The sequence below is a fragment of the Salinicola aestuarinus genome, assembly GCF_003206645.1.
Taxonomy (GTDB): Bacteria; Pseudomonadota; Gammaproteobacteria; order Pseudomonadales; family Halomonadaceae; genus Salinicola; species Salinicola aestuarinus.
On record NZ_PZJP01000017.1, the window covers coordinates 59,891 to 84,909 of the forward strand.

The 25,019-nt window shown below is 65.7% G+C and carries 15 protein-coding genes and 1 riboswitch; of the genes, 9 read left to right on the forward strand and 6 right to left on the reverse strand.

Annotation, left to right across the window (positions count from 1 at the left end):
• Positions 1 to 160 precede the first annotated feature (160 nt).
• The 4 genes from DOM41_RS15660 to DOM41_RS15675 all read left to right on the forward strand — a co-directional run bounded on the left by DOM41_RS15660 (position 161) and on the right by DOM41_RS15675 (position 10,559).
• Complete coding sequence (locus tag DOM41_RS15660) at positions 161 to 1,435, forward strand: efflux RND transporter periplasmic adaptor subunit (protein WP_110687790.1); 1,275 nt, start codon at positions 161 to 163, stop codon at positions 1,433 to 1,435.
• Positions 1,432 to 4,581: an efflux RND transporter permease subunit gene (locus DOM41_RS15665; protein ID WP_110687791.1), complete on the forward strand. Its 3,150-nt coding sequence runs from the start codon at positions 1,432 to 1,434 to the stop codon at positions 4,579 to 4,581. The genes DOM41_RS15660 and DOM41_RS15665 overlap by 4 nt, the downstream gene beginning before the upstream one ends.
• Positions 4,578 to 7,679 carry an efflux RND transporter permease subunit gene (locus DOM41_RS15670; protein ID WP_110687792.1) on the forward strand — a complete coding sequence of 1,034 codons (3,102 nt, stop codon included), beginning with the start codon at positions 4,578 to 4,580 and terminating at the stop codon, positions 7,677 to 7,679. Before DOM41_RS15665 ends, DOM41_RS15670 begins: the two co-directional genes overlap by 4 nt.
• Positions 7,680 to 7,955: 276 nt before the next feature.
• Positions 7,956 to 10,559 (forward strand): acyl-CoA dehydrogenase, encoded by a 2,604-nt coding sequence (locus DOM41_RS15675; RefSeq protein ID WP_110687793.1) that lies wholly within the window; start codon positions 7,956 to 7,958, stop codon positions 10,557 to 10,559.
• Between the two features lie 205 nt (positions 10,560 to 10,764).
• Here the strand turns inward: DOM41_RS15675 and DOM41_RS15680 are convergent, their stop codons facing one another.
• The 4 genes from DOM41_RS15680 to DOM41_RS15695 all read right to left on the reverse strand — a co-directional run bounded on the left by DOM41_RS15680 (position 10,765) and on the right by DOM41_RS15695 (position 15,130).
• Positions 10,765 to 11,325, reverse strand: coding sequence for a septal ring lytic transglycosylase RlpA family protein (locus tag DOM41_RS15680; protein WP_245391877.1), 561 nt, complete (start codon positions 11,323 to 11,325; stop codon positions 10,765 to 10,767).
• A gap of 86 nt (positions 11,326 to 11,411) precedes the next feature.
• Positions 11,412 to 13,256 carry an SLC13 family permease gene (locus DOM41_RS15685; RefSeq protein ID WP_110687794.1) on the reverse strand — a complete coding sequence of 615 codons (1,845 nt, stop codon included), beginning with the start codon at positions 13,254 to 13,256 and terminating at the stop codon, positions 11,412 to 11,414.
• A 185-nt stretch (positions 13,257 to 13,441) separates the two neighbouring features.
• Entirely contained in the window at positions 13,442 to 14,419 is a 978-nt protein-coding gene (locus DOM41_RS15690; RefSeq protein WP_110687795.1) for an NADPH:quinone reductase, read from the reverse strand.
• Positions 14,420 to 14,554: 135 nt separating this feature from the next.
• Positions 14,555 to 15,130, reverse strand: coding sequence for a hypothetical protein (locus DOM41_RS15695; RefSeq protein ID WP_110687796.1), 576 nt, complete (start codon positions 15,128 to 15,130; stop codon positions 14,555 to 14,557).
• Between the two features lie 372 nt (positions 15,131 to 15,502).
• Between DOM41_RS15695 and DOM41_RS15700 the strand changes: the two genes are divergently transcribed.
• From DOM41_RS15700 to DOM41_RS15715, 4 genes are all read left to right on the forward strand, one after another.
• On the forward strand, positions 15,503 to 16,306 hold the full coding sequence (locus DOM41_RS15700) for a glycerophosphodiester phosphodiesterase family protein (protein ID WP_110687797.1): 804 nt from the start codon (positions 15,503 to 15,505) through the stop codon (positions 16,304 to 16,306).
• A 92-nt stretch (positions 16,307 to 16,398) separates the two neighbouring features.
• Positions 16,399 to 17,232, forward strand: a complete 834-nt coding sequence (locus DOM41_RS15705) for a motility protein A (protein WP_110687798.1) — start codon at positions 16,399 to 16,401, stop codon at positions 17,230 to 17,232.
• Positions 17,229 to 18,161, forward strand: a complete 933-nt coding sequence (locus tag DOM41_RS15710) for an OmpA family protein (protein ID WP_223161005.1) — start codon at positions 17,229 to 17,231, stop codon at positions 18,159 to 18,161. Before DOM41_RS15705 ends, DOM41_RS15710 begins: the two co-directional genes overlap by 4 nt.
• A gap of 120 nt (positions 18,162 to 18,281) precedes the next feature.
• Positions 18,282 to 18,516, forward strand: a riboswitch (cobalamin riboswitch).
• A 222-nt stretch (positions 18,517 to 18,738) separates the two neighbouring features.
• Positions 18,739 to 20,580 carry a TonB-dependent receptor domain-containing protein gene (locus DOM41_RS15715; protein ID WP_188112421.1) on the forward strand — a complete coding sequence of 614 codons (1,842 nt, stop codon included), beginning with the start codon at positions 18,739 to 18,741 and terminating at the stop codon, positions 20,578 to 20,580.
• Between the two features lie 110 nt (positions 20,581 to 20,690).
• Here DOM41_RS15715 and DOM41_RS15720 read toward each other — a convergent pair whose 3' ends face one another.
• Positions 20,691 to 21,845 carry a glycosyltransferase family 61 protein gene (locus tag DOM41_RS15720; protein ID WP_110687800.1) on the reverse strand — a complete coding sequence of 385 codons (1,155 nt, stop codon included), beginning with the start codon at positions 21,843 to 21,845 and terminating at the stop codon, positions 20,691 to 20,693.
• 351 nt (positions 21,846 to 22,196) lie between these two features.
• On the opposite strand from DOM41_RS15720, the gene DOM41_RS15725 reads away from it, so the two are divergent.
• Positions 22,197 to 23,264 carry a PA0069 family radical SAM protein gene (locus tag DOM41_RS15725; protein WP_110687801.1) on the forward strand — a complete coding sequence of 356 codons (1,068 nt, stop codon included), beginning with the start codon at positions 22,197 to 22,199 and terminating at the stop codon, positions 23,262 to 23,264.
• A 188-nt stretch (positions 23,265 to 23,452) separates the two neighbouring features.
• Here DOM41_RS15725 and DOM41_RS15730 read toward each other — a convergent pair whose 3' ends face one another.
• A complete protein-coding gene (locus DOM41_RS15730) occupies positions 23,453 to 24,880 on the reverse strand; it encodes a hypothetical protein (RefSeq protein WP_110687802.1) in 1,428 nt (475 codons plus the stop codon).
• Positions 24,881 to 25,019 lie beyond the last annotated feature (139 nt).

Below are 25,019 nucleotides of genomic sequence, written 5' to 3' on the forward strand. Positions count from 1 at the left end.
GATTGCGTACTCCTTGCGCATTTAGCGAACGCCGTTCCGTTAGACTGCGAATCTGTCTAGCATGAGTCGCGTGTCATCCGCGCCGTCTCCGGGCACTGACATCGCACGCTATTGATCGCCGACTTTCTACCGCCGTGACCTTCAAGGACCGAGTTCGTCTATGTCTTCATCTTCTTCCACTCGCTCCCGCCGCCTGCTGCGCTGGGCGCTGACTGCCGTCGCACTCGTCATCGTGGCGGTCGTCGCCTACCGCTTCCTGCTCGACGATGGGGCGGATGCCTCGCCGGAGCCGGCCGATGCGGCGGCAAACGCTCGCCCGGCATCGGCGGTCGCCGCCGTCGCCGCCAGCCGCCGCGACCTGCCGATTCGACTGACGGCGCTGGGTACGGTTCGCGCGCTTGCCAGTGTGGAGGTCAGACCCCGGGTGGAGGGCGAGCTCACCGACGTCTCCTTCGAGGAAGGTCAGAGGGTCGAGAAAGGTCAGGTGCTCGCGCGGATCGATCCCCGCGACTACGAAGCCCAGCGGGCCCAGGCGCAGGGCCAGCTCTCCCAGGATCAGGCTCAGCTCGCCTCGGCGAAAGAGGATCTCGCGCGTTACAACAAGCTGATCGACACCAACTACGTGTCGCGGCAGGAGCTCGAGCAGCAGCGCCAACTGGTCCGTCAGTATGAGGGCACGGTGGCCAGCGATCAGGCGAGCCTCGATAGCGCCAATGTCCAGCTCGACTACACCCGGATCACTGCCCCCATTACCGGCGTCGTCGGCATCCGCAATGTCGACGCCGGCAACATCGTCCAGCTCGGCAATGACGACCCGATCGTCACCATCACCCAGCTCGATCCGATCTCGGTGATCTTTTCGCTGCCGAGCCGCTACGTCGACACCCTGCGCACGCGCCTGGCCGAGGGCGACCATCCTGCCGTCAGCGTGACGACCGGCAGTGGTGGCACCTATACCGGCGAGCTCACCAGCGTCGACAGCAACATCAACAGCACCACCGGGACGCTGCGAATGCGCGCAACGCTCGACAACCCCGATGGCGCGCTCTATCCCAACGCCTATGTCGACGTCAGCCTGGTGTCACAGATCCTGCGCGATCAGCTCATCGTCCCGGAGCCGGCGGTGCAGACCGGTCAGGACGGCAACTATGTCTATGTCGTCAACGCCGACGACAGCGTCAGCCAGCGCAGTGTCCAACTCGTCGCCAATCAGAATCATCAGAGCGCGATTCGCGGCGACGTGGAGCCGGGTGAGCGAGTGGTCATCGATGGCGTTGACAACCTGCGCGACGGCGCCAAGGTGCGGGTGATCAGCGACGCCCTGCCGGGCGAGGAAGCTGACACCGGCAGCGCCACGCCAGATGACGCCGAAACGCGCAGCGGACAATCCGACAGCGCCGCAGCCAGCACCGGCAAAGACGCCAGCACCTCATGAATCCGTCTCGCCTCTTCATCCTGCGGCCGGTCGCCACCTCGCTGATCATGCTGGCGATTCTTATCGCCGGCGCCCTGGCCTATCGCCTGCTACCGATCTCCTCACTGCCGGAGGTCGACTTCCCCACCATCCAGGTGACCACGCTCTACCCCGGCGCCGGGCCGGACGTAATGCTCTCTCACGTCACCGCCCCGCTGGAGGATCAGCTCGGCGAGATCTCCGGGCTCGAGGACATGAGTTCGACCAGCACCGGTGGCGCCTCGCTGATCACGCTGCGTTTCTCGCTGAACGCGGACCTGGGGGTGGCGGAGCAGGAGGTGCAGGCGGCACTCAATCAGGCCGAGACGCTGCTCCCCGACGATCTGCCGCGTCCGCCCAGCTACTCCAAGGTCAACCCGGCGGATACGCCCATCGTGACGCTGGCGGTCAGCTCCGACACGCTGCCGCTCACCGACGTCTACGATCTCGTTGATACGCGCATGGCGCAGCGTATCGCCCAGATCAGCGGCGTGGGTCAGGTCAAGCTGGCCGGCGGGCAGGAGCCGGCCGTCCGAATCACGGTGGACTCACGCAAGCTCGCGGCCCACGGTCTCGACATGGCAGCGGTGCGCAGCGCCGTCGACGCCGCCAACGTCAATCAGGCCAAGGGCACGATCTACGGCCCCTATCGCACCTACACCATCGACGCCAACGACCAGCTGCTCACCGCCGAGGGCTATCGCGACCTGATTCTCGAGTCTGACGACGACAGCGTACTGCGGCTTTCCGATGTGGCAAACGTCGAGGACGGCGCCGAGAACGCCTACCTGGCCGCTTGGGCCAACCGGCGCGGCGCGATCCTGGTCGATGTGCTGCGTCAGCCCGGCGCCAACGTGGTGGGCGTTGCCGATGCGATCAAGCAGGCGCTGCCGGGTCTCGAAAACACGCTGCCGGCGTCCGTGGACGTCGACATGCTCACCGACCGCACCACGACGATTCGCGCCGCGGTCAAGGACGTTCAGTTCGAGCTGCTGCTGGCGATCTCGCTGGTGGTCATGGTGACGTTCCTGTTTCTGCGCAACCTACCGGCGACGCTGATCCCCAGCCTGGCCGTGCCGCTCTCGCTGGTCGGTACCTTCGGCGCCATGCACCTGGCAGGCTTCAGCCTCAACAACCTCACCCTCATGGCCCTGACCATCGCCACCGGTTTCGTCATCGACGATGCCATCGTGGTGCTGGAGAACATCACCCGCTACGTCGAGAAAGGGGAAAAACCCCTGGCGGCCGCGCTCAAGGGCTCGCGCCAGATCGCTTTCACCATTGTCTCGCTGACCGTCTCGCTGCTCGCGGTGCTGATTCCGCTGGTCTTCATGAGCGGCGTCGTGGGCGTGCTGTTCCGCGAGTTCGCGCTGACCCTGGCGATCTCGATTCTGATCTCGGCATTCGTCTCGCTGACGCTGACGCCGATGCTCTGCGCGCGCTGGCTCAAGCATCGCCCGGACGCGGTCGGCGAAAGCGATGACGAGGCGATGGTACGCAACCGTCGGGGGCTCTTCGGCCGCGTCACCCGTGGCTATGAGCGCGCGCTCGACTGGGTGCTTCGCCATCAGACGCTGACGCTGCTGGTCGCGGCGGGCTCGCTCGCGGTGACGGCGCTGCTGTTCGTCGCCACCCCGAAGGGGCTCTTCCCGGTGCAGGACACCGGCGTGATCCGCGGCATCACCACCGCGACCCAGTCGACGTCTTTCGAGGCGATGTCGGCGCGTCAGCAACGTCTGGTCGACACGCTGCTCGACGACCCGGCGGTCGCGAGTCTCTCCTCCAGCGTGGGCATCGACGGCACCAACACCACGCTCAATGGGGGCCGTGTGTCGATCAATCTCGCCCCGCTCGGCGAGCGCGACGATCTGGATACGGTGCTCGCTCGCCTGCGCCAGGCCGACGCGGAGATTCCCGGCCTCACGCTGGCTCTGTCGCCGGTTCAGGATCTGACCCTCGAGGACACCATCAGCCGCTATCCGTACCAGCTCGCTCTCACCCAGGGGGATCGCGACGTCCTCAACGGCGACGTCGAGCGCCTGCTGGCACGATTGCGACAGTCACCGGCCATCGCCAGCGTGGCAAGCGACGTGCAGAACGACGGCCGCAAGCTGGCGATCACCATCGATCGCGCCCGCGCGGGACGGCTCGGCGTCAGCGTCGCCGACATTGACGATGCGCTCTACGATGCGTTCGGCCAGCGCCTGATTTCGACCATCTTCACGCAGGCGAGCCAGTACCGGGTGGTGCTCGCGGCCAACGCCGCGGATAGCAGCGGACCCGACGCGCTCGCCCGGCTCTACGTCGAGGGCGACAACGACGCCATGGTGCCGCTCTCGAGCCTGGTGACGCTCGAAGAGCGCCAGACGCCGCTCTCGCTCCAGCGTCAGAACCAGTTCCCGTCGGCGCTGATGTCGTTCGCGGTGGCGGATGGCCATTCGCTGTCACAAGCGTTCGACGCGGTGGACAGCGCCGCGAGCGAGACGCTAAGCGATCAGACCCGTCTGGCGTATCGCGGCGCGGCGCTGGCCTACACCGACTCCACCAGCGACACGCTCTGGCTGATCCTGGCCGCGGTCGTCACCATGTACATCGTCCTCGGCGTGCTCTACGAGAGCTACGTTCATCCGCTGACCATCCTCTCGACGCTGCCCTCGGCGGCGATCGGCGCACTGCTGGCGCTCAATCTGAGCGGCAACTCGCTGGGACTCGTGGCGGTCATCGGCATCATTCTGCTGATCGGTATCGTCAAGAAGAACGCCATCATGATGATCGACTTCGCCCTCGAGGCGCAGCGCGAGCGCGGGATGAATGCGGTCCAGGCCATCCACAGTGCGGCGCTGTTGCGTTTTCGTCCGATCATGATGACCACCTTCGCCGCACTGCTCGGCGCGCTACCGCTGATGTTCGCCAGCGGCTACGGCGCCGAACTGCGCGTGCCGCTGGGCATGGCGATGGTCGGCGGGCTGGTGCTGAGCCAGTTGCTTACGCTGTTCACCACGCCGGTGATCTATCTGTTCTTCGACCGTCTGGCGACGCGTCTTGGCCGCACGCAGGATGACGCGCCACGGCTCGAGTCGGACCCCGAGGGCGACCGCGGTGGCGAGCAGGGAGGGGCCCGGCCGTGAATGTCTCCGCCCCTTTCATCCGCCGCCCGGTCGCCACCCTTCTGCTGGCGATGGCGATCCTGCTGCTGGGGACACTGGCCTACGATCGCCTGCCGGTGGCGCCGCTGCCCAACGTCTCCTTCCCCACCATCATGGTCACCGCGAGTCTCGCCGGGGCCAACCCGGAGACAATGGCGTCGAACGTGGCAACGCCGCTGGAGCGCTCGCTGGGCCGAATTCCCGGCATCAGCCAGATGACCTCATCGAGCAGCGACAGTGCCAGCAGCATCGTGGTGCAGTTCGATCTCGACAAGAACATCGACGTTGCCGCCCAGGAGGTCCAGGCGGCAATCAACGATGCCCAGCCTCTCTTGCCCAGCGCCATGACCAGCCGACCGCGCTATCGCAAGCTCAATCCAGCGTCGGCCCCGGTACTGATCCTCTCGCTCACGTCAGACACGCTGCCCACCAGCGAGCTCTATCGCCTCGCCGACCGCCAGATCGCCCCGCCCATCGCGCAGGTGCAGGGGGTCGGCGACGTCGGTGTCGGCGGCAGTTCGTCGCCGGCGATTCGCGTCGCTCTCGATCCACGCCGGCTCAACCATGCCGGCATCACCCTGGATGGCGTCGCGGGCGCCCTGCGGGCCGCGACCACGCAGTCGCCGACCGGTTTCGTGCAGAACATCGAACATCGCTGGGAGGTCGACACCGACTCCCAACTGCTCGAGGCGAGTGACTACAGTCAGGTCGTGATCGCTCGCGACGATGACGGGTCGCTGCTGCGCCTCAGCGACGTCGCCGAAGTCACCGATGGCGTCGAGGATCGCTACAACGTCGGCTTTCAGAACCATCTGCCGGCGGTGCTGCTGGTCGTCAGCCCTACCAGCGGCGCCAATATCATCGAGACCATCGCCGGCGTGCGCGAACGACTCGACGAGATTCGCAGCCTGCTGCCGGCCAAGGCGACGCTCAGCGTCGAACTCGACCGCGCGCCGGGGATTCGCGCCTCGCTCCATGAGACCCAGCTCACGCTGATCCTGGCGATCGTCCTGGTGGTGCTGGTGGTGTTTCTGTTCCTGCGCAATGCGCGGGCGACGATCATTCCGAGCGTGGCGATCCCGGTCTCGCTGGTCGGCACCTTCGCAATGATGTGGGTGTTAGATTTTTCGCTGGATACGCTGTCGCTGATGGCGCTGATCGTCTCCATCGGCTTTCTGGTCGACGACGCCATCGTGGTGGTGGAGAACATCGCCCGCCATATCGAGGCGGGCATGAAGCCCTTTCCCGCCGCACTCCTCGGCGCCAAGGAAGTGGGATTCACCGTCACCGCCATGAGCGTGTCGCTGGTGGCCGTGTTCATCCCGCTGCTACTGCTCGGCGGCTTCGTCGGTCGACTCTTCCACGAATTCGCCGTGACGCTGTCGCTGGCGATCATGGTCTCGCTGCTGGTGTCACTGACGCTGACGCCGATGCTCTGCGCCCGCTGGCTCAAGCCGCAGGCTCACCGCGAGCGCGAGCCGGCCTGGGAACGCGGCCTGACCAAGATCGGCCGCGGTTTCGTCAAGGCGTACGCGGTGACACTGGACATCGCCCTCAAGCATCGCCGCCTGACGCTGCTCTCGCTGCTCGCGGTGATCGTGCTCAACGGCTATCTGTATACGGCCGTAGACAAGGGCTTCGTGCCCGATCAGGACACCGGGCGACTTCTTGGCACGATGCGCGTCGATCAGGGAATGTCATTCGATGCCGCGTCCGACAAGCTGCGCCAGGTGCGCGAACGACTCACTGCCGATCCGGCCGTCAACAGCGTGCTGGGTTTCATGGGCAGTGGTGGCCCGGGACGCGGCGGCTCGTCGGCGACCCTGTTCATTACGCTCAAGCCCGATCGTAGCGGCTCGACCCAGACGATCGGCAACCGGCTGATGGCCAGCCTCGGCGATCTGGTCGGGGTCAACACCTACATGTTTCCGCTGCAGGATATCCGCGTCGGTGGCCGCTCGAGCAGTGGCTCCGAATACGAAATCACGCTGAAAAGCGACAGCCTTGCGCTGCTCGACGAGTGGTCGCAACGCGTGGCCGAAGCGATGGAGAGCGTCGACGGTATTACCGGTATCGACAGCGACAGCCGTGGCGAGGGACAGGCGGTGAAGCTGGTGGTGGATCGCGACACGGCCTCCCGGCTAGGCGTCGAGATGAACACTATCGACTCCACGCTCGGCAGCGCCTTCGCCCAGAGCCCGGTGGTGAGCCTGTATGAGGCCGACGAGCAGCGCTATGTCGTGATGGAGGTCGCCGCGCCCTACCGGCAGACCCCAGAGGCAATCACCGAGCTCTACGTCAGCGGTCGTGACGACGAGATGGTGCCGATCTCGGCGTTCAGCCATATCGAGCGCTCGACGCTGCCGGTCAGCGTCAATCACCAGGGGCAGTTCGCCGCCTCCACGGTCTCCTTCAACCTGGAGGACGGCGTCTCGCTCGGTGAGGCGACCGCGCGAATCCGTGACGCCGTCGACGATCTGCGCCTGCCGACCGACGTCCAGGTCGACTTCGAGGGCAGCGCCGGGCAGTTCCAGAGTGGCGTCGAGGCCATGCCCTGGCTGATTCTGGCCGCGCTGGTCACCGTCTATCTGGTGCTGGGTGTGCTCTACGAGAGTTATATCCACCCGCTGACGATTCTCTCGACGCTCCCGTCCGCCGGCGTCGGTGCGCTGCTGGCGCTGATGGCACTGGATACGCCATTCACACTGATCGCGCTGATCGGCATCATCCTGCTCATCGGGGTGGTGAAGAAGAACGCCATCATGCTGGTGGACTTCGCGGTGATCTGCGAACGCGACCACGACATGGCGCCTCTGGAGGCGATCCGCCATGCCGCGCTGGTGCGCTTTCGACCGATCATGATGACCACCCTTGCCGCGCTGCTCGGGGCAATGCCGCTGCTGCTCGGCACCGACGAGAACGCCGCGTTGCGCGCCCCGCTGGGAATCACCATCATTGGGGGACTGATCGTCAGTCAGATTCTGACCCTCTACACCACCCCGGTGGTCTATCTCTACCTGGACCGTCTGCACCGCCGGTTGCGGCCGCGTCGCCTGGCCGAGACCCAGCCCAGCGTCTGAGCGGTTCAGCGCCTGCAAGCCCCTGGTGCTGAACCGTCTCACTATTCCCCTTCCCGGCCCCGGCGTTTTCGCCGCGGCCGGTGAGTGGCTCCTCTGACGTCGCTCTCCTCTGACGTCTTTCTGCACTCCCGCCGCTTTGCCCATCGCCTGAAACCGGCTTCCCGACTAGCCCAAAGGATGAGGCCATGCCCGCTAGTCACTCGACACGCATTCCGCTAGTCTGAAAGTCAAATTCAAACGCTCGTCTGAATTGTCGTTTCCTCTCCGGAGTTCGCCATGATCACACTGCTGCTTCTGGTTGCCGCCATCGTCGGCTGTCTCGTCGTCATGCGCCGAGAGGCGGGTGCGGCGCCCGCCCTGGGCGTGCTTGCCGTTCTCGGCCTGCTCGGTCTCGTCCTGGATGCCGAGGTCATCGGCGTGCTGCTGCTGATCGCTGCCATCGGCGTTGCCGTCTGCGGTCTCAAGCCGATCCGTCGGCTGTGGCTCTCGCCCAAACTGTTCGCCATGTTCAAGAAGGTCGCGCCGAAGGTCTCCGAGACCGAGCGCGTGGCGCTGGATGCCGGCACCGTCGCCTGGGACGGCGAGCTCTTCAGCGGTCGTCCCGACTGGCACAAGCTGATCGCGTTCGACAACCCCGGCCTGACCGAGGAAGAACAAGCGTTCGTCGACCATCAGTGCTCGGTCGCCGCCGGCATGTGCAATGCCTGGGAGATTGCTCGCGAACGCGCCGACATGCCCGAGGCGCTGTGGGACTACCTGAAGAAGGAACGCTTCTTCGGGATGATCATCCCCAAGGCCTACGGTGGCCTCGAGTTCTCGGCCAAGGCGCAGTCCGCGGTGCTGCAGAAGCTCTCCTTCAACGAGACGCTGATGAGTACCGTCGGCGTACCCAACTCGCTAGGCCCGGGCGAGCTGCTGCTGAAATACGGCACTGACGAGCAGAAGAACCACTACCTGCCGCGCTTGGCAGACGGCCGGGAGATCCCGTGCTTTGCGCTGACCGGTCCCCGCGCCGGCAGTGATGCCACCTCCATTCCCGATGTCGGCATCGTCTGTCGCGGCACGTTCGAGGGCCGGGAAGTGCTGGGGCTGAAGCTCACCTTCGAGAAGCGCTGGATCACCCTCGCCCCTATCGCCACCGTCGTCGGGCTGGCGTTTCGCATGTTCGACCCTGACAACCTGCTCGAACGCGGCGAGAGTGACATCGGCATCAGCTGTGCGCTGATTCCGCGTGACACCCAGGGCATGCAGATCGGCCGGCGCCACCATCCCATCGGCAGCCCGTTCATGAACGGTCCGATCAAGGGCGATGAGGTCTTCATTCCGCTGGATTACCTGATCGGCGGGCTGGAGATGGCGGGCCAGGGCTGGCGCATGCTGGTCGAGTGTCTCTCCGTGGGTCGTTGCATCACCCTGCCCTCAGGCGCGGCCGGCACCGGGCGCTACGCCACCGGCTGGACCGGCGGCTTCGCCCGCATTCGTCGCCAGTTCAACCTCGCCATCGCCGACATGGAGGGGGTGCAGGAGCCGCTGGCGCGCATCGCCGCCAAGTCCTACATCTCGCAGGCGGCCGTGATGCAGACCGCCAACACCATCGACCACGGCGTCAAGCCGGCGGTGCCGTCGGCGATCCTGAAAAGTCAGTTGACCGAATTCCAGCGCGAGATCATGACCGACGCCATGGACGTCCACGGCGGCCGTACCGTGACGCTCGGACCGCGCAACTATCTGGGGATCGGCTTCAGCGCCACGCCGGTGTCGATCACCGTCGAGGGCGCCAACATCATGACCCGCAACCTGATGATCTTCGGTCAGGGCGCGATCCGCTGCCATCCTTACGTGCTCGACGAACTGGCGGCGAAGGACAGTAACGACGCCAACGCCTTCGATGGCCTCTTCTTCCGCCACATCGGGCTGATCTTCGGCAACGCCGCCCGCGCCTTCACCGAAGCATTCGGCATCGGCAGGGCCGACGTACCGTTCGACGCCACCGCCGCGCCCTATGCCAAGGATGCCGCGCGACTCTCCTCGGCGTTCGGCCTCTGCGCCGATGCCGCGATGGCGAGCCTCGGCTCCAAGCTGAAGCAGCGCGAGATGATCTCCGCTCGCCTGGGCGACGTGCTCTCCAACCTCTACCTGCTGTCGATGGTGCTCAAGCACTGGCGCGAGACCGATCGCGTCGACGGTGAGGCTGCTCTTTTCCACTACAGCTGCCGGATGCTGCTCAACCGTGCCGAACAGGCGATGATCGATCTTTTCGACAACCTGCCCAATCGCGCGCTGGCCAACACGCTGTCGGTGGTGACGATGCCCCTCGGCCGGCGCTGGCACAAGCCGCAGGACCGGCTGACCCGCGAAATCGCGCGCGCCATCTCGACCGACAGCGCCCTGCGTCACAAGCTGACCCGCAACACCTGGAACACCTGGGAAGCGGGCCAGCAGGAAAACCCGATGGTTCGCTACGACGCCCTGCTCGCCAATGCCGAACGCGCCGAGGCAATCTACCGCACGCTGGGCAAGGCGCGCGTGAAGAAGGAGCTGCCGGAAGTGGCGTTGCACCCGGAGCAGTGGATCGATGCCGCACAGGAGTCCGGCCTGCTCAGTGAAGAGGATGCAGCCTTCATGCGCGCCCACGAAGCCGAGGTGCTGGAGATGCTGACGGTCGACGATTTCGACTTCGACGCCTTCGCCCTGCGCCCTGCGAGCAACGAGAAAGCGCCTGCTCGAGACGCTACCGACCGTCACGGTGCCTCGACGATGCTCAGCGAGCCGGCCGAGCAGAACGCTGCAGGCCCTCAGCCCGCGCGCTCGACCCGCACATCGGAGACCGCAACGGAGACCGATAGCGGCACCCACCGCGACGATAGCAGGGACGCCTGACACCCACTCGTTCGGGGCGCCGGCCAAGCGCTGGCGCCCCCGTCGCCCGTCTCAGCCTCACGACACATCTCAGCCCTCACCACAACGGTCAGGTTCACCACAGACCACAACGGCAAGACCAACGACGACGCCCCGTTCACCTTTGGTAGACGGGGCGTCTTCATTCACCTCTTTCGATTTGGCTCTCTCGAGGCGCTTCCGGGGTCTACTCGAGTACCTGCAGCCGGACTTCGGCCGTACCCGCATCGACCAGCCCGAGCTGTTCTGCGGCGCGCTCGGAGACATCGATGATCCGGCCGGGCACAAAAGGCCCGCGGTCGTTGATCCTCACCACGGCGGTGTCACCGGAATCCAGGAGCGTGACGCGAACCCGGGTGCCGAACGGCAGCGTCTTGTGGGCCGCCGTCATCGCCTGGCCGTCGTAGGGCTCTCCGCTGGCGGTAGGCCGGCCCTGAAAGTCGCTGGCGTAGTAGGTTGCCTCGCCAACCCGGCGGCGCTGATCGGCCACCGGGCTTTCGACAGGCGCGATCGGGCTTGGCGCCTCGTCCACCACCGGGCCCGACGTCTTGCGTTTGGGAACCGACTTGGTGGTGGGCTTGGCCGGGGCCGTGGCACCCGGGGCCGGGGAACCCGAGCGTTCATGCGGCGTTGAGGTCGTGACGCAGCCGGCGAGTATCAGCGCCGCGCAGAGCCCGGCGAGTAATGCCGCCCCTCTGCGGCGCGGCGACAGGGTCGTCGATGAAACGGTGTGGTTGTCCATGATCATGGCGTCGCGTGGATCCAAGGCGGGCCCTAGGCCGACCGAACACGGTCGTCGTCGAGGCGATCGGCGCATGATAACCGATGAACGCGTCAGGAAAGCGGCCAAAAAAGCAAAATCGAAGGAATTGCCACCGCCATGACGACAGCCGACAGTGGTAGCCCAAGCTTCCAGTAGTCGCGAAACCGATAGCCACCGGGGCCCATCACCAGGGTGTTGGACTGGTGGCCGATCGGCGTCAGGAAGGCACTGGAGGCGCTCACGGCGACGGCCATCAGAAATGGATCCAGCGACAGCGAGAAGCCGTTGGCGAGGCTCGCCGCGATGGGCGCCATGAGCAGCGCAGCCGCGGCGTTGTTGACCACGTTGGAGAGCAGCAGGGTCAACACGAACAGTGCGCAGAGCGTGAGTATCGGTGGCCAGCCGCTGCCGAACGTGAGCATGGCATCGGCGATCATCGCGGCACCGCCGCTGGTATCCAGCGCCTGTCCTACCGGCAGCATCGCCGCCAGCAGCACGATCACCGGCCCCTCGATCGCGTCATACCCCTCGCGTAGCGGCAGCACGCCCAGCGCCAGCGTCACAAGCGCAGCGAGTGATAGGGCGACCGCCGCCGGCAGCAGGTCGAACAGCATCGCGCCGATAGCGAGGGCGAAGACACTCAGCGCCAGCAGTAGCTGACGTGGCCGTCCCAGGGCCAGTTTGCGGCTAGCGAGCGGCAGACAGCCAAGCTCGGCGAGACTCTCGCCGAGACCGCCTTCATCCCCCTGGAGCAGCAACACGTCGCCGGTCTTGAAGCGCACCTCGCGCAGCCGCTGTTTCAGCCGCGCGCCGTCGCGGGAGACCGCCACCAGATGGAGCCCGTGCTGATTGAGCAGACGCAGTTGGGCAACGGTCCGGTTGATCAGTATCGAGTCCGCTCGCACCACGGCTTCGACCAGCTGCAGGTCCTCGGCATCGAGTTCGGGTTTCGACCGTCCCGACGCGGCCTCCACGGTCTCGACGGCACGGTCGGTGGTGGCGTTGTCGTCCCCTGCCGCGGCCTCTGGCTCGGCCCCGCCCAGGGTCAGCCCCGCTTTGTCCTCGAGCTGCTGCAGATCATCGGTACTCGCCTCCAGCAGCAGGACATCACCGGCCTGCAGCGTGCCGTAGAAACGGTGACCGGGGTGCTGGGTATCGCCGCGGAGCACGGCGAGAACGGGCACCGGTTCGCTGCACACCTCACGCACCTGACGCAGTGTCCAACCGATCGCCTTCGCCTCCTCACCGACCGTGAGCTCGCTCAGGTACGCCGAGGTCTCGAATAGCGCGTCCGCCGAGGACTGCCCCTTGCGGTAAGGGATGAAGCGCCAGCCGATCAGCAGCATGAAGGCCAAGCCGGCGAGCGCCACCAGCCCACCGACAGGCGCAAAGTCGAACATGCGAAACGGCCCGTCGCCCTGGCTCGCGCGAAACGCGCTGATGATGATATTGGGCGGCGTGCCGATCAGTGTGATCAGCCCGCCGAGCAGCGAGCCGAACGCCAGCGGCATCAGCAACATCGACGGTGAGGTGTCGTGCTCGCGCGCCACCCGCACCGCCACCGGCAGCAGGAGCGCCAGCGCACCGACGTTGTTCATGACCGCCGAGAGCACGATGACCGTGGCGGTGAGCACGGCCATTTGCCAGAGAGGATTACTGCCCGCCGCCAGCGTCTTCTCGGCGATCCAGTCGACCAGACCGGCATGCTCGAAGCCGCGACTCAGCACCAGCACCGCGGCAACCGTAATCACCGCCGGGTGGCCGAAGCCGGCAAACGCCTCGTCAGCCGGTACGACGCCAAGCAGCACGCTCGCCAGCAGCGCCGCCATCGCCACCAGATCGTAACGAAACCGTCCCCAGACGAAACCCACCAAGGTGAGCGCGAGTATCGCGAATACCGCGTACGCCTCCTGCATGCCGCTTCTCCCGCCGCGTTGAGATCGCTGACCGACGCGGCTCGATATTCCCCGAGCGGCATCGAAAAAGCCGGCGCCGCGAAGTCGCGACGCCGGCCTGGCTAGCCTGGATCAATTGCCCGCGTCCCTGAGGCGGATGATCCCCCCGCCTCAGGGCGCGGCTTCACAAGGGAAGCGTCCGCAACTCAGGGAATGAGAACGGTCGACCCTGTGGTTCCGCGGGACGCGAGCGTCTCCTGCGCCTTGCCCGCGTCCTCGAGCGAGAATCGCTGGGCAACGTCGACGCGCACCTTGCCGCTCTCCAGCATGTCGAACAGGTCCAGGCACATCTCCTCGAAACGCTCGCGAGTGTCAGCGTAGCCATTGAGGCTGGGGCGCGTCAGATACAGCGACCCTTTCCTGTTGAGAATCCCGACGTCGATGCCCTCGACCGCGCCGGAGGCATTGCCGAAACTCACCATGAGACCCCGCGGGGCGAGACAGTCGAGCGAAATCTCCCAAGTGTCCTTGCCTACCGAGTCGTAGACCACCGGCACCATGGCACCGTCGGTGAGTTCGCGAACCCGCTCGACCACGTTCTCTTGGCGGTAGTTGATCGTCGCCCAGGCACCGTTGCGCTTGGCGATCTCGGCCTTCTCCGATGACCCGACGGTCGCGATCACCTTGACGCCGAGCGCGTTGGCCCACTGGCAGGCGATCGAGCCGACACCGCCGGCGGCGGCATGGAACAGGATCGTCTCGCCCCCTTCCAGCGGAAACGTCTGACGCAGCAGATACTGTACGGTCAGCCCCTTGAGCATCACCGCGGCGGCAGCCTCGAAATCGATCTCTTCGGGCAGCTTGATCACCTTGTCACTCGGCAGCACGTGCAGTTCGGTGTAGGAACCCAACGGGCCCTGCGCGTAGGCCACGCGATCGCCCACTTTGAGATGATCGACGCCCTCACCCAGGGCATCGATCACACCCGCCCCTTCGGTGCCGAGCCCCGATGGCATCGACGGCGCCGGATAGAGCCCGGTGCGAAAGTAGATATCGATGAAGTTGAGCCCGATGGCGTGGTTCCGGACGCGAACCTCCCCGGGCCCGGGCGCGGCCGGCTCGACGTCGACGATCTCGAGGACTTCCGGCCCGCCGGTGCGGGAGAACTGGATACGCTTGGCCATGGACTGCTCCTATTGTTGATTGACCCTGCCGCGAAGAGGGGGACACGCATGCCACCCGGCAAGTGAACACTGTTCATCGAAGCGCCTTCCGCGCACCGGGTCAACCCGAGGGCCACCCTCGACACGCTGCCCGCGTCACAGCGTGATGCGGGGGTAGCGCTCCAGCGCTTCGAGAAAACGCGTTTTGTAGGTCTCGAAAGTCTCCGGCTGCTGCTTGAAGGTCTTCACGATCCCGTCGCCGTCAAAACGTACCATTTTCGGCAGCGCACCGTTAGCGGGCTCGGGATGGCAGGGTCCGAGTCCGACCCGGGTGCCCCCCTCGGCGTCGATCCAGCGTTCGATCTTGGCGCTCTTGAAAAACGCCTCTCCGGCTTCGTCCTGAGCCAGAACCCGGAGCGGTGCCTTGGCGGCGAGCTGTTTGACCAGCTCCCGGCCGTGGGTCTGGACGCCATCACCCTGAGGCGTGGAGAGCATCGCCAGCTCCATGGTTTTACCGTCCAGATCGGAAGAGAGCAGCGCCATCGCCAGCGTCTGGCCCTCGTCACCGGTCAGCGCGAACAGCCGCGCCGCCTGCTGCTCGAACAGCACGCCGAGCGTACCCGCAAAGGTAACCAGGGGCGTCAGGCCCGCGTCCTGGCCGTAGACGTCGGCACAAAGCTGTGCCAGGCACGCCTCGCGACTGTCGGGGTCTTTCACATGCACGACTTTCATCGAACTCTCCGCTTCATCGGTCTCGGATCGCCTCCCCGACGATCGCGCTGTCGGACGCGGCGGGAAGGCGTTGGCAAAGGCGCGCAGGGTAGCACAGCCGCCGCTGCCCCCGGATGACGCCCGCGGCGAATGTCACTGCACGGCAACCTTCAGTGGCTAGACTTCGTCGTGTGTTCATGGCGAACCGCTGGCTCAACGACGCGCGCGTCGCCAGCGGCGCTAACGACACCCCTTCGCCTTGACGCCACGCCTCGGGTGGACGAAGGTCAGACGCTGGCCGCGAAGCGGCTCCATCCATTGTCTGATGTGCGCGGCGCCTGTCTTCGACCAGAGCTCGCATCATCGTTATCGCTCGCCGGAGATCGTCGACGCATGAGTCAGAGTGCTTCTTCACCCGATGCCCCCTCCCGCAATGGTGCGCCGCGCTATATCGCTCACCGGGGCCTCTCGGCGCAGGCGCCGGAGAACACCCTCGCCGCAGTGCGCGCCGCACACGCGGCGGGCTGCGACTGGGTCGAACTCGACGTGCAGCTACTGGGCGACGCCACACCGGTCCTGTGGCACGACGCCGGTCTCAAACGCTGCTCCGACGGCCGCGGCAAGTTGCTGAACCTGGATGCGCCGCGTGCCGCCCAGCTCGACGTCGGCGCATGGTTCAGCGAAGCGTTTCGCGGCGAGCGAATGGCGACGCTCGAGCAGATGCTCGCGCTGATCGTCGAACTCGACATGGGGCTCAATCTCGAACTCAAGGTGTGCCGCGGTCGTAACCCCATCGAGCTTGCGCGCACCGCGCTGCCGCCGGTGCTCGAGGCGCTTCCTCCCGAGCGGCTTATCGTCTCCTCCTTCGATCGTCACGCGCTGACCGCCGCCCGCGCGCTCGAGCCCGACGCCGATCGTCTGCGTCTCGGCGTGCTCGACGACAAGGCGCCCAAGCTATGGTGGCGAGAAACCGAGCGCCTTTCGGCTTATAGCCTTCATCTGGACTGGCGCAAGTTGAAAGTGAAGCGCGCCCACGAGATCGTCGACGAGGCCGTCAAACTCTTCTGCTATACCGCCAATGACCCTGGCCCCTTCGACAAGCTCTGGGATTGGGGGGTCGACGGCGTGATCAGCGACGATCCCACCCGATTCGTCGTCCACGCCGCCAGGGCCCCTACGGCCAAAGACCGCGAATAGCGCCCACAACCGTCGCCAAATAGCCTCTTTGGCTCGCCCCGCCTGCCATTACCATGGCTAGCCGTTACCGTCTCCCACGCAGCGAGCCGTTCATGAATCCCTCGACGCTTATCGGCGTGATCACCAGCGCCCTTCTGCTGGCGACCGTCGTGCTCTTCTCAGCCCACGCCCCGGGCAGCTTTCTCAATCTGCCGGGGCTGGCGATCGTCGTCACCGGCACCCTCGCCGCCAGCTTCATCAGCTACCCGCTGGAGGAACTGCGACGACTCGCCCATCAGGTCCACGTGGTGTTTCGCCGCGAAACGGCCCAGCGCGAACTCGACGCCGACCTGGATCAGCTCATCGAGATGGCCCGCCACTGGAACCGCGGCAACATTCGCGCCGTCGAGAGCGTGCTCGCCAGCACCACCAACCCGTTTCTGCGCACCGGCATGCAGATGGTGATCGCCAACAGCCGCGAAGAAGAGATCCGCGAGATGCTGCGCTGGCGGATGATGCGGCTCAAGACCCGCGAGCGGGCCGACGCGCAGATCCTGCGCACCATGGCGGTGTACGCGCCCGCCTTCGGCATGCTCGGCACGCTGGTGGGGCTGATCAACATGCTGGAGGTCATCCAGGCCGGCGATATCGCGATCATCGGCCCGCGCCTCGCGGTCGCTTTGATGTCGACCTTCTACGGCATTCTGCTCGCCAATCTGGCGTTCAAGCCGGTGGCGGTGAAACTCGAGCGCCGCACCGAGGCGCGCCTGATCGCCATGACGCTGCTGCTCGAGGGCGTGACCATGGTCAGCAAACGCCGCCTGCCCGCCTTCATCGAAGAGGCGCTCGGCACCTACCGCGCCGAGTATCGCGACGAAATGCGTGACAGCCCGGCGACGGCGACGCCGGAAACGCCCGAGACGCCAGAGACGTCGCGCCCGGCATGAGCGCGCTCGCGACCCCGACACCCCGCGGCCCCCTTGGCGACGCGCTGCTCGACGAGCCGCTCTTCGACGTTCTCGACCAGAGCGCGGAGAGTGACTCGTGGCTGATGAGCTATCTCGACCTGCTGATGTTGCTCATCACCTTCTTCGTGCTGATGCTCGCGCTGTATGCCGGGCGCCCCGCGGCAACCGAGCCATCGCTGTTCTCGGACGCGCCTCGACTGCCCGTGGCGGTGGCGCTGGTCACCGCGCCCCCCGCGTTTCCGCCAGCGCTGCCCGCGCGAGCGCCGGCGCAAGAGTCGACGAGCGCAAGACCCGCCGCGTCGAAGGCGGGCCAATTGCCGTTGGCGTTCTATCGCCCCCCCAAACGCCTGGCCCCGGCGCCCGTCGCCACTGATGTCGGCTTCTACGCGCCCCGAGCGTCGTCGGCTAGCCCCATCGTCGCGCCTGCGCCAGAGCCCGCTCGGCTGGCCTACTCGGTTCCCCTGTTCGAGATCGCCCCCCCCGCGGCCGAGCTTCCGCGAATCGATGGCGTCGAGGTCACGGCGATCCCCCGCGGCTACAACCTGCGCATCGAGGATCATCTGTTGTTCGACAGCAGCGCCGTCGCCGTCAGCGGCAACGGTCAGCAGCTCGTCGAGCGGCTGCTTCCGCTAGTGGAGCAGTTCGACGGCACCATCTCGGTGGAGGGGCATACCGACAGCGTACCGATCTCCACGGATCGCTTCCCTTCCAACTGGGAGCTCTCGGCGGCGCGCGCCTCGGCGGTGGTCAGGGCGCTACGCCAGGCCGGCGTTCCCGCCGATCGGCTGCGGGCCACCGGCTACGCCGACGTCGAACCCTTGGCGGATAACGACACCGTGGCAGGCCGCTCGCGCAACCGCCGGGTCGAGATCGTGCTGCAGAACCCCCGCGGCGCGACGACGCCCTGAACTCACGCCTTGAACTGACGCCTTGACCCCGGGCCCCGCCCCCCCCCCGCGGGAGAAGGGGAACCGGCGGTTGTCCCGCGTCGCCCCGGCGTTTGCCTTTTATAGGGAAGCTGCGACAATCCGGCGCGTCGAGAGCGACGTGTTCGGGAAACGGGTGAAAACCCCGTACTGCCCCCGCAACGGTAATCGCGCAGGCACCGGCAAGGATCGCATCCGGCCACTGTGAAACGGTATTCAAGGGAACGTACCGGGACATGGGAAGGCGCCAGTGCCGACGGCCAATCCGAGGAGGCATCGCTTCCGACGACGCCCGTCACGCGAGAGTCCGGAGACCGGCGTCGCTCTCTACACTGGCTGGTGCGGAGGGCCTCATCCAGTGGCGACACGTCTCTCGGCACGACGACGCTCAAGCGTCGTCGTAATGCACCGGTGCGCGCTAACCTGCCGCCCGGTTCGGCCCGCGCACGCTCGGTGCCGAGCGACGTGCGTGTCACAGCGTCCTCCCATCGCGATTTCGCTCAGAGGTAGCCACTACATCTCGAAAGGCTACCCATCGCGCCTGGGGATCACCGCAAACATGACGTATCACGACACTCGCCGCGCCCGCATCGCGCCCGCGCGCCCTGCCCTCGTCGGCACGCTGGCGGTGACGATCGCCACCGCCAGCGGCGCCGTCGCTGCGCAGCAACGTCTCGATGACATTCAGGTCACGGCCAACCGTCTCGTCCAGACACAGACAGAGGTGCTTGCAAGCACGTCCGTCATCGAGCGCGCCGACATCGAGCGTAGCCAGGCTTCGAGCCTGGTCGAACTGCTCCAGGGGCGCGCCGGCATCGAGCTCGCTCGCAACGGCGGACGCGGCAATACCACCAGTCTCTTCATGCGCGGCACCAACTCCAATCACACGCTGGTGCTGGTCGACGGTCAGCGCATCGCCTCGCCCACCGACGGCTCAATCAACTGGGAGTTCCTCCCGGTCGCCGCCATCGAGCGCATCGAGATCGTGCGCGGCCCACGCGCCTCGGCCTACGGCGCCGACGCCATCGGCGGCGTGATCAACGTTTTCACACGCCACGCCACTGATCCCGGCCAGCACGCAACGCTCGAACTGCGGGCGGGCGAAGAGAGTCACCAGCAGCAGACCGGCTGGTTCTCCTCGGTCCAGGGCGACACGCGTTTCTCGGCGCTGATCGACCATGACAAAAGCGACGGGTTCTCCGCGCGAGACGACGGCAGCGACGATGATGGTTTCGCGCAGAACACCGGCCAGCTATCGCTCTCCCACGCCTTCGGCGAGGCGGCCGATCTCGATGTCTCCCTGCTGCGCTCGAAAACTCGCTACGACTACGACGACTGTTCCGGCTCCGACGACTGCCGCGGCAAGGGCGAGCAGCTTCTCGCCAACGCCGCCCTCACCAGCCACCTGTCCGAGACCTGGGACATGGTCGTCACCGCCGGACAATCGCGAGAGTCGCGGCGCCAAATCGTCGATGGCGATAGCACCGGCCGAACCGCCACCCGGCGCGACGACTTCGGCATTGCCCACCGTTTCCAGCTCGACGCTGGCGGCGCCGCACTGGGCGTCGACTATCGCCACGAAGCGCTGACCGACGGCGCCAGCAGCTACCCGCGAGACGCGCGGGAGAACTACGGCCTCTATGCCAATACGCATCAACGCTACGGGCGTCATGCCCTCTCCGCCGGGGCGCGCTACGACGACGATCAGCGCTTTGGCGATGCCACGACCGGCAACGTTGCCTATGCTTTCGACCTGACCACGCGTCAGCAGGTCGGAGCGAGTTACGCCACCGCGTTCAAGGCACCGAGTTTCCTCGAGCTTTACGGTCCCTACGGCAACAACCCGGACCTCGATGCCGAAGAGTCGGAGACCACGGAAGTCTTCTGGCGGTTGAATGCCGAGCGCTGGCATCTTGGCTTGACGGCGTTCGACACCCACATCGACGACCTGATCAGCTATACCGGTCCGAATTTCGCGCCGATCAACGTCGACCGCGCCCGCATTCGCGGGGTCGAGCTCACGACTGGCTGGCAGTCCGGCGGTCTGAGCCTCGACGCCTCGCTGACGCACCAGAACCCGGAGGATCGCGCGGCCGACCAGCGTCTGCTGCGCCGGGCGCGGACCTACGGCCGGCTGGATGCCGATTACGCGTTTGCCGCCTACGACCTCGGGGCCACGCTGAGAAGTGCGGGCGATCGCCGCGACGTTAAGGTCGCCTCCCCCGGCCAGACGCATACCGCCGGCTACGGCGTGGTGGATCTGCGCGGTTCCTGGAGCGTGACGCCCGCGGTGACCCTGCTGGCCAAACTGGATAACGCCTTCGATCGTGATTACCAGCTCGTCGACGGCTACAACACCCAGGGACGCTACTTCGAAGCGGGCGTCAGGCTGACCTACTGAAACGTCGCTGCCGATAAGGTGGCGAATGGCAACACCGCGTCGGCGGTGCCTCGCTGGGGCACCGCCGGTCATTCGTGCCCGAGATACGTCAGGGTCTGGCGGACTGACGGCTACAACAGGCCTGGCGATTCGCGCAGCACATCGGGGCGTTTGGCGTCGGTGTCGCGCTTCTCCTCGACAGACGGGGCCAGAAACGCCTCGATAGCCTCGGCACAGGCGTCGAGGTCGAAGTGATAGTCGCGGTCGTTGCCGGCCGTTTTCAGGTAAGTGATCTGAGCCTCGGCGGCCATGGCGACCGAGGCATGCCAGAAGTTGTTGCGCGGGCCGCGGGACCAGATCAGCACCCGTGCGCCCGCCCGGCAGAAGCCGACGTTGTGCAACGCCGAGCCATCCTCCCCCGCAATAAACCGGGCGGTTTCGAAATAGGCAATCTGTTCGGCCAGCGAGTGATCCTCCGGGTAGAACGGCGAAAATCCGCGCCGCGTGAAGAACGTCTCGATCTCTTCCTGATTCTTCACACGCGGCGAGTGGCGACGCAGGAGCACAAGCTTGCGGGGACGCGGACCGTCTTGCGGTACCCCCTCGGCGTGGCACTCACGCAGAAACCCGAAGCTTTCGCGAAGCTGGTGCGTACAGAGCGTCAGTCCATTCTTGCCGATCACCGGCACCCACAGCGATTTGACCATCACATAGTCCGACTTGTCGTAGCGCACCACGCGATTGCCTAGTCCTGCCGCCTCGATGAATGCGAGTGCCCATCCGGGCATGTTCTTGATCAGAATATCCCGCCGCGCGCCGGTCTTCTGCTCAAGACGCCGAATACTCAACAGTCTCGACACATAGTCGAGAATCCAGTGCCCGTAGACGTGGATACCGGGGCCGTGAAGCAGGATCGCCTCCTCCAGCACGGTGAAGTCCTCTGGGCGCTCGAGCCGGTTGTCGCGCACCGCTTGCGTCAGCCGCGCCGGCGACCAGTTGATCCCGTGACCAGCGAGATAGCCTTTCGACCGGGGAAGATAGATCACGCAGGCCTGGCCGAAGACCAGCGCGTCGCGGACTCGGGCCACGCGGCGGGACCAGAGGCCGTCGGCACTGGCTGCGACACGACTGAAATAGGCGCTCTGGAAATCGGCATCCGTTGCCGGCGCGATGACCCGCTCGTCGTAGGCTTCACAGTAAGGCGATTCGAACTCCACATACTCGACAGGCCCGGGTGTACTGGCCTCTTCCCCGTACCACTGTGCGGCGACTTCGATCACTTGCATCACTGCCTCTCTCACATCGACCGTCGGGCCGACGAACAGGAACCCATGACGCCCCGACGACAGCCGTCAGCGAGGCTCAGCGGACAACAGGTATACGCAGTTCATCGCCCGACGCCCATACGAAAATGGCCGTCACGGCAAAAGCTGAGAGTCGACAGCCACGGCAGCGACATCGGGCATGATGTCGCTCATACCCCCACATGAGAAAACGCTTAAGGTCGGGCAGGCAGACATCGAATACTGTATATTTGGACAGTCTATGTAAGCCGACACCGACGCTCTCTCCCTGAGGGCTGTCCCTGCCCACGCTTCGCCCACTGACAGTGAGCGTCATACCAGGAGACGCGATCCATGACGGCCGAACCCCAGTCGCGCAAAGGGCGCGGTGCGACCTATAACCCGGACAACCGCTTCCAGGCGAGCCGTGTCGAGTCTGAGTCAGACGGCTGGTGGTGGGAGCAGGCCGCCGAGCGCATCGACACTCAGGTAATCGAAGAGGCGCCGAAGAGCGCGCTCTCCTGGAACCAGTCACCGGATCTCGGATTCGACCGTTCGCTCAACCCCTACCGCGGCTGCGAACACGGCTGCATCTACTGCTACGCCCGTCCCAGCCACGCCTACTGGGACTACTCGCCGGGACTCGACTTCGAGACGCGCCTGATCGCCAAGACCGGCATGGTCGAGCGCCTGCGTGAGGAGTTATGCCGACCGGGCTACGTCTGCCGCCCGATCAATCTCTCGGGCAATACCGACGCCTACCAGCCTATCGAGGCGGACTACGCCAGCACCCGCTCGCTGCTCGAACTGCTGCTCGAGTGCCGTCACCCGGTGACCCTGGTGACCAAAAGCGCGCTGATCCTGCGTGACACCACGCTGCTCGCCGAGATGGCGCGGCACCGTCTGGTCCGTGTGTTTGTCAGTCTCACCACGCTCGACAACGACCTGAAGCGCACGCTGGAGCCGCGTACTGCCTCTCCGGCGGCGCGGCTCCGGGTGGTTCGCGAGTTGCATGAGGCGGGAATTCCCGTGGGCGTACTGGTCGCACCGGTGATTCCCGCGATCAACGACCGCGAGATCGAGTCGATCCTCACTCGCGCCGCCGAGGCGGGCGCGGCGAGCGCGAGCTGGACGCTGCTGCGCCTGCCGCGGGAGGTCTCGCCGATGTTCGAAGCGTGGCTCGAGGCGCACTATCCCGAGCGGGCCGGCAAGGTAATGAGTTTGATCCGCCAGTCCCGAGGCGGCGCCACCAACGACAGCCGCTTTGGCCAGCGGATGCATGGCGAGGGATTGTTCGTCGACATGATCGGTCAGCGCTTCGCGCGCAGCGCGCGAAAGCTCGGACTCGGCCGCCGCGCCGACATGGGCCTGGAGACCGCAGGCTTTTGTCCACCCCGCCGCCAGCCGGATCTCTTCGCCTGAAGAGGACACGTAAAGCCAGCGACGAGGGATGCCGGGCGCGATCGCTTCGCACGCCGCCGTTCGCCCCGCCATGCGCCGACGCCTCGCAAGAAACCCCAACGCCTCGCAAGAAACCCCAACGCCTTGGTAGAAACGACAACGCCTCGCNNCTGCGAGGCGTTGTCAGGGTACAGCGGCGCTTTAGCGGATCAGTCGAGCTTTTCGGTCTGCAGCTCGAAGTTGCCCGAACCGTCGCCGTAGGCGCTGGCGTTGATGGTGTAATCACCCGGCGCCAGGTCGGTCTCGATGCGCGCATCATAGCCGCCGCCGCTGTCGTCGTCGGAGAGATCGACACCGGCGCCGCCCGAGAGCATCAGGAATGCATCCAGATCACTGGAGCGCATGGTCACGGCATAGTGACCGGCCTCGTCGACATGCCAGGCGTAGTCGGTGTCGGCGTTCGGCATCAGCATGTCCTCGAGCTGCCCGGCACCTTCAAGACGACGCTCATCAGCGGACAGCACGGTGGTTTCCGAGGACGTGACCCCGAGGGTAAACAGGCCGGTCTTGCCGTCGTCATAGCTCGACGCGTGAATGGTGTACGTACCCGGCTGCAGAACAGTCTGGATGCGCGCATCGTAACCACCGCCGCTGTCGTCGTCGCTGAGGTCAACGTCCGGCCCCGTCAAGTCGAGGAAAGAGTCGAGATCGTCGGCGCCCATGTCGATCGTGTAGCTGCCAGGCTCATCGACGTTCAGCGTGTACTCGCGCTCCCCGCCGCTCATGTAGCCGGTCAGCTCGTCACCGCTTGTGATCTCTCCGTCGTTGCGAAGGGTATCGCCTGTCGGCAGCGGCTGCGGCTCGGCGACCAGCGAGTACATACCGTTCTTCACGGTCCCGTAGGCGCTCGCCTCGAGCTGATAGTCGCCGGGCTCGAGGTAGGCGCTCAACTGGGCATCCAGACCGGTGGTTCCGTCGCCGGAATCGTCATCGCTGGCGTCGACGCCCTGACCGGTGAGATGCAGATAGGAGTCCACCACGTCACTGCGCATGGTGAAGCGATACAGCCCGGCTTCCTCGACATTCAGCGTATAGGTGTTGGGATCGTCGGTGATGAAGCCCTTGACGTCTTCGTCGGTGGCCAGGTCGCCGTCGTTACGTACGTCGATCGTACGGCTCTCGACCTCGAAGGGGCCATAGCTGTCGCTATCGATGCCACTGACGGCCAGCCAGTAGGTGCCGGCCTTGTCGATATCGGCGCCGACGCTGACCGTTCCGCCATTGCTGGCGAGATTGGAAGTCGTAGCCACATTGGATGACGAAGCCAGCCACTGATTATCGCTGTCGAGCAGACTCAGGGTGCCGCCGAGCGAGCCGTCGAGCTCGAACTGCACGAAGGTGTCAGCCTCGAGCTGGACCGGGATTCGCACGTATCGGCTGCCGTCCTTGGCATTGACCTGACTGGCGGAGGTCAACTCGCCCTTCATCGCGTCACCGATCGCCAGCGGCTCCGATGACGAACCATTCTCGGCGGCTTTTTCGCTACCGGGTAACTGATAGGCGGCCGTCCATCCCAGAAGAATGCCTACGGTGACAGTGACGACGGCGCCGGCCGTGCGGTACACGGTTGATGTCATTCTCTTTCCTTTAACAAGACGAAGTTTTCATGATGCCTCGTCTCCAGTTGGAAACTCGGCACGGCCTCGAACAATGGCGCCATGCACCGGCGTCAGAGAGCTGACGCTGAACGAGCCCTATTTATTGGAGATGAGATAA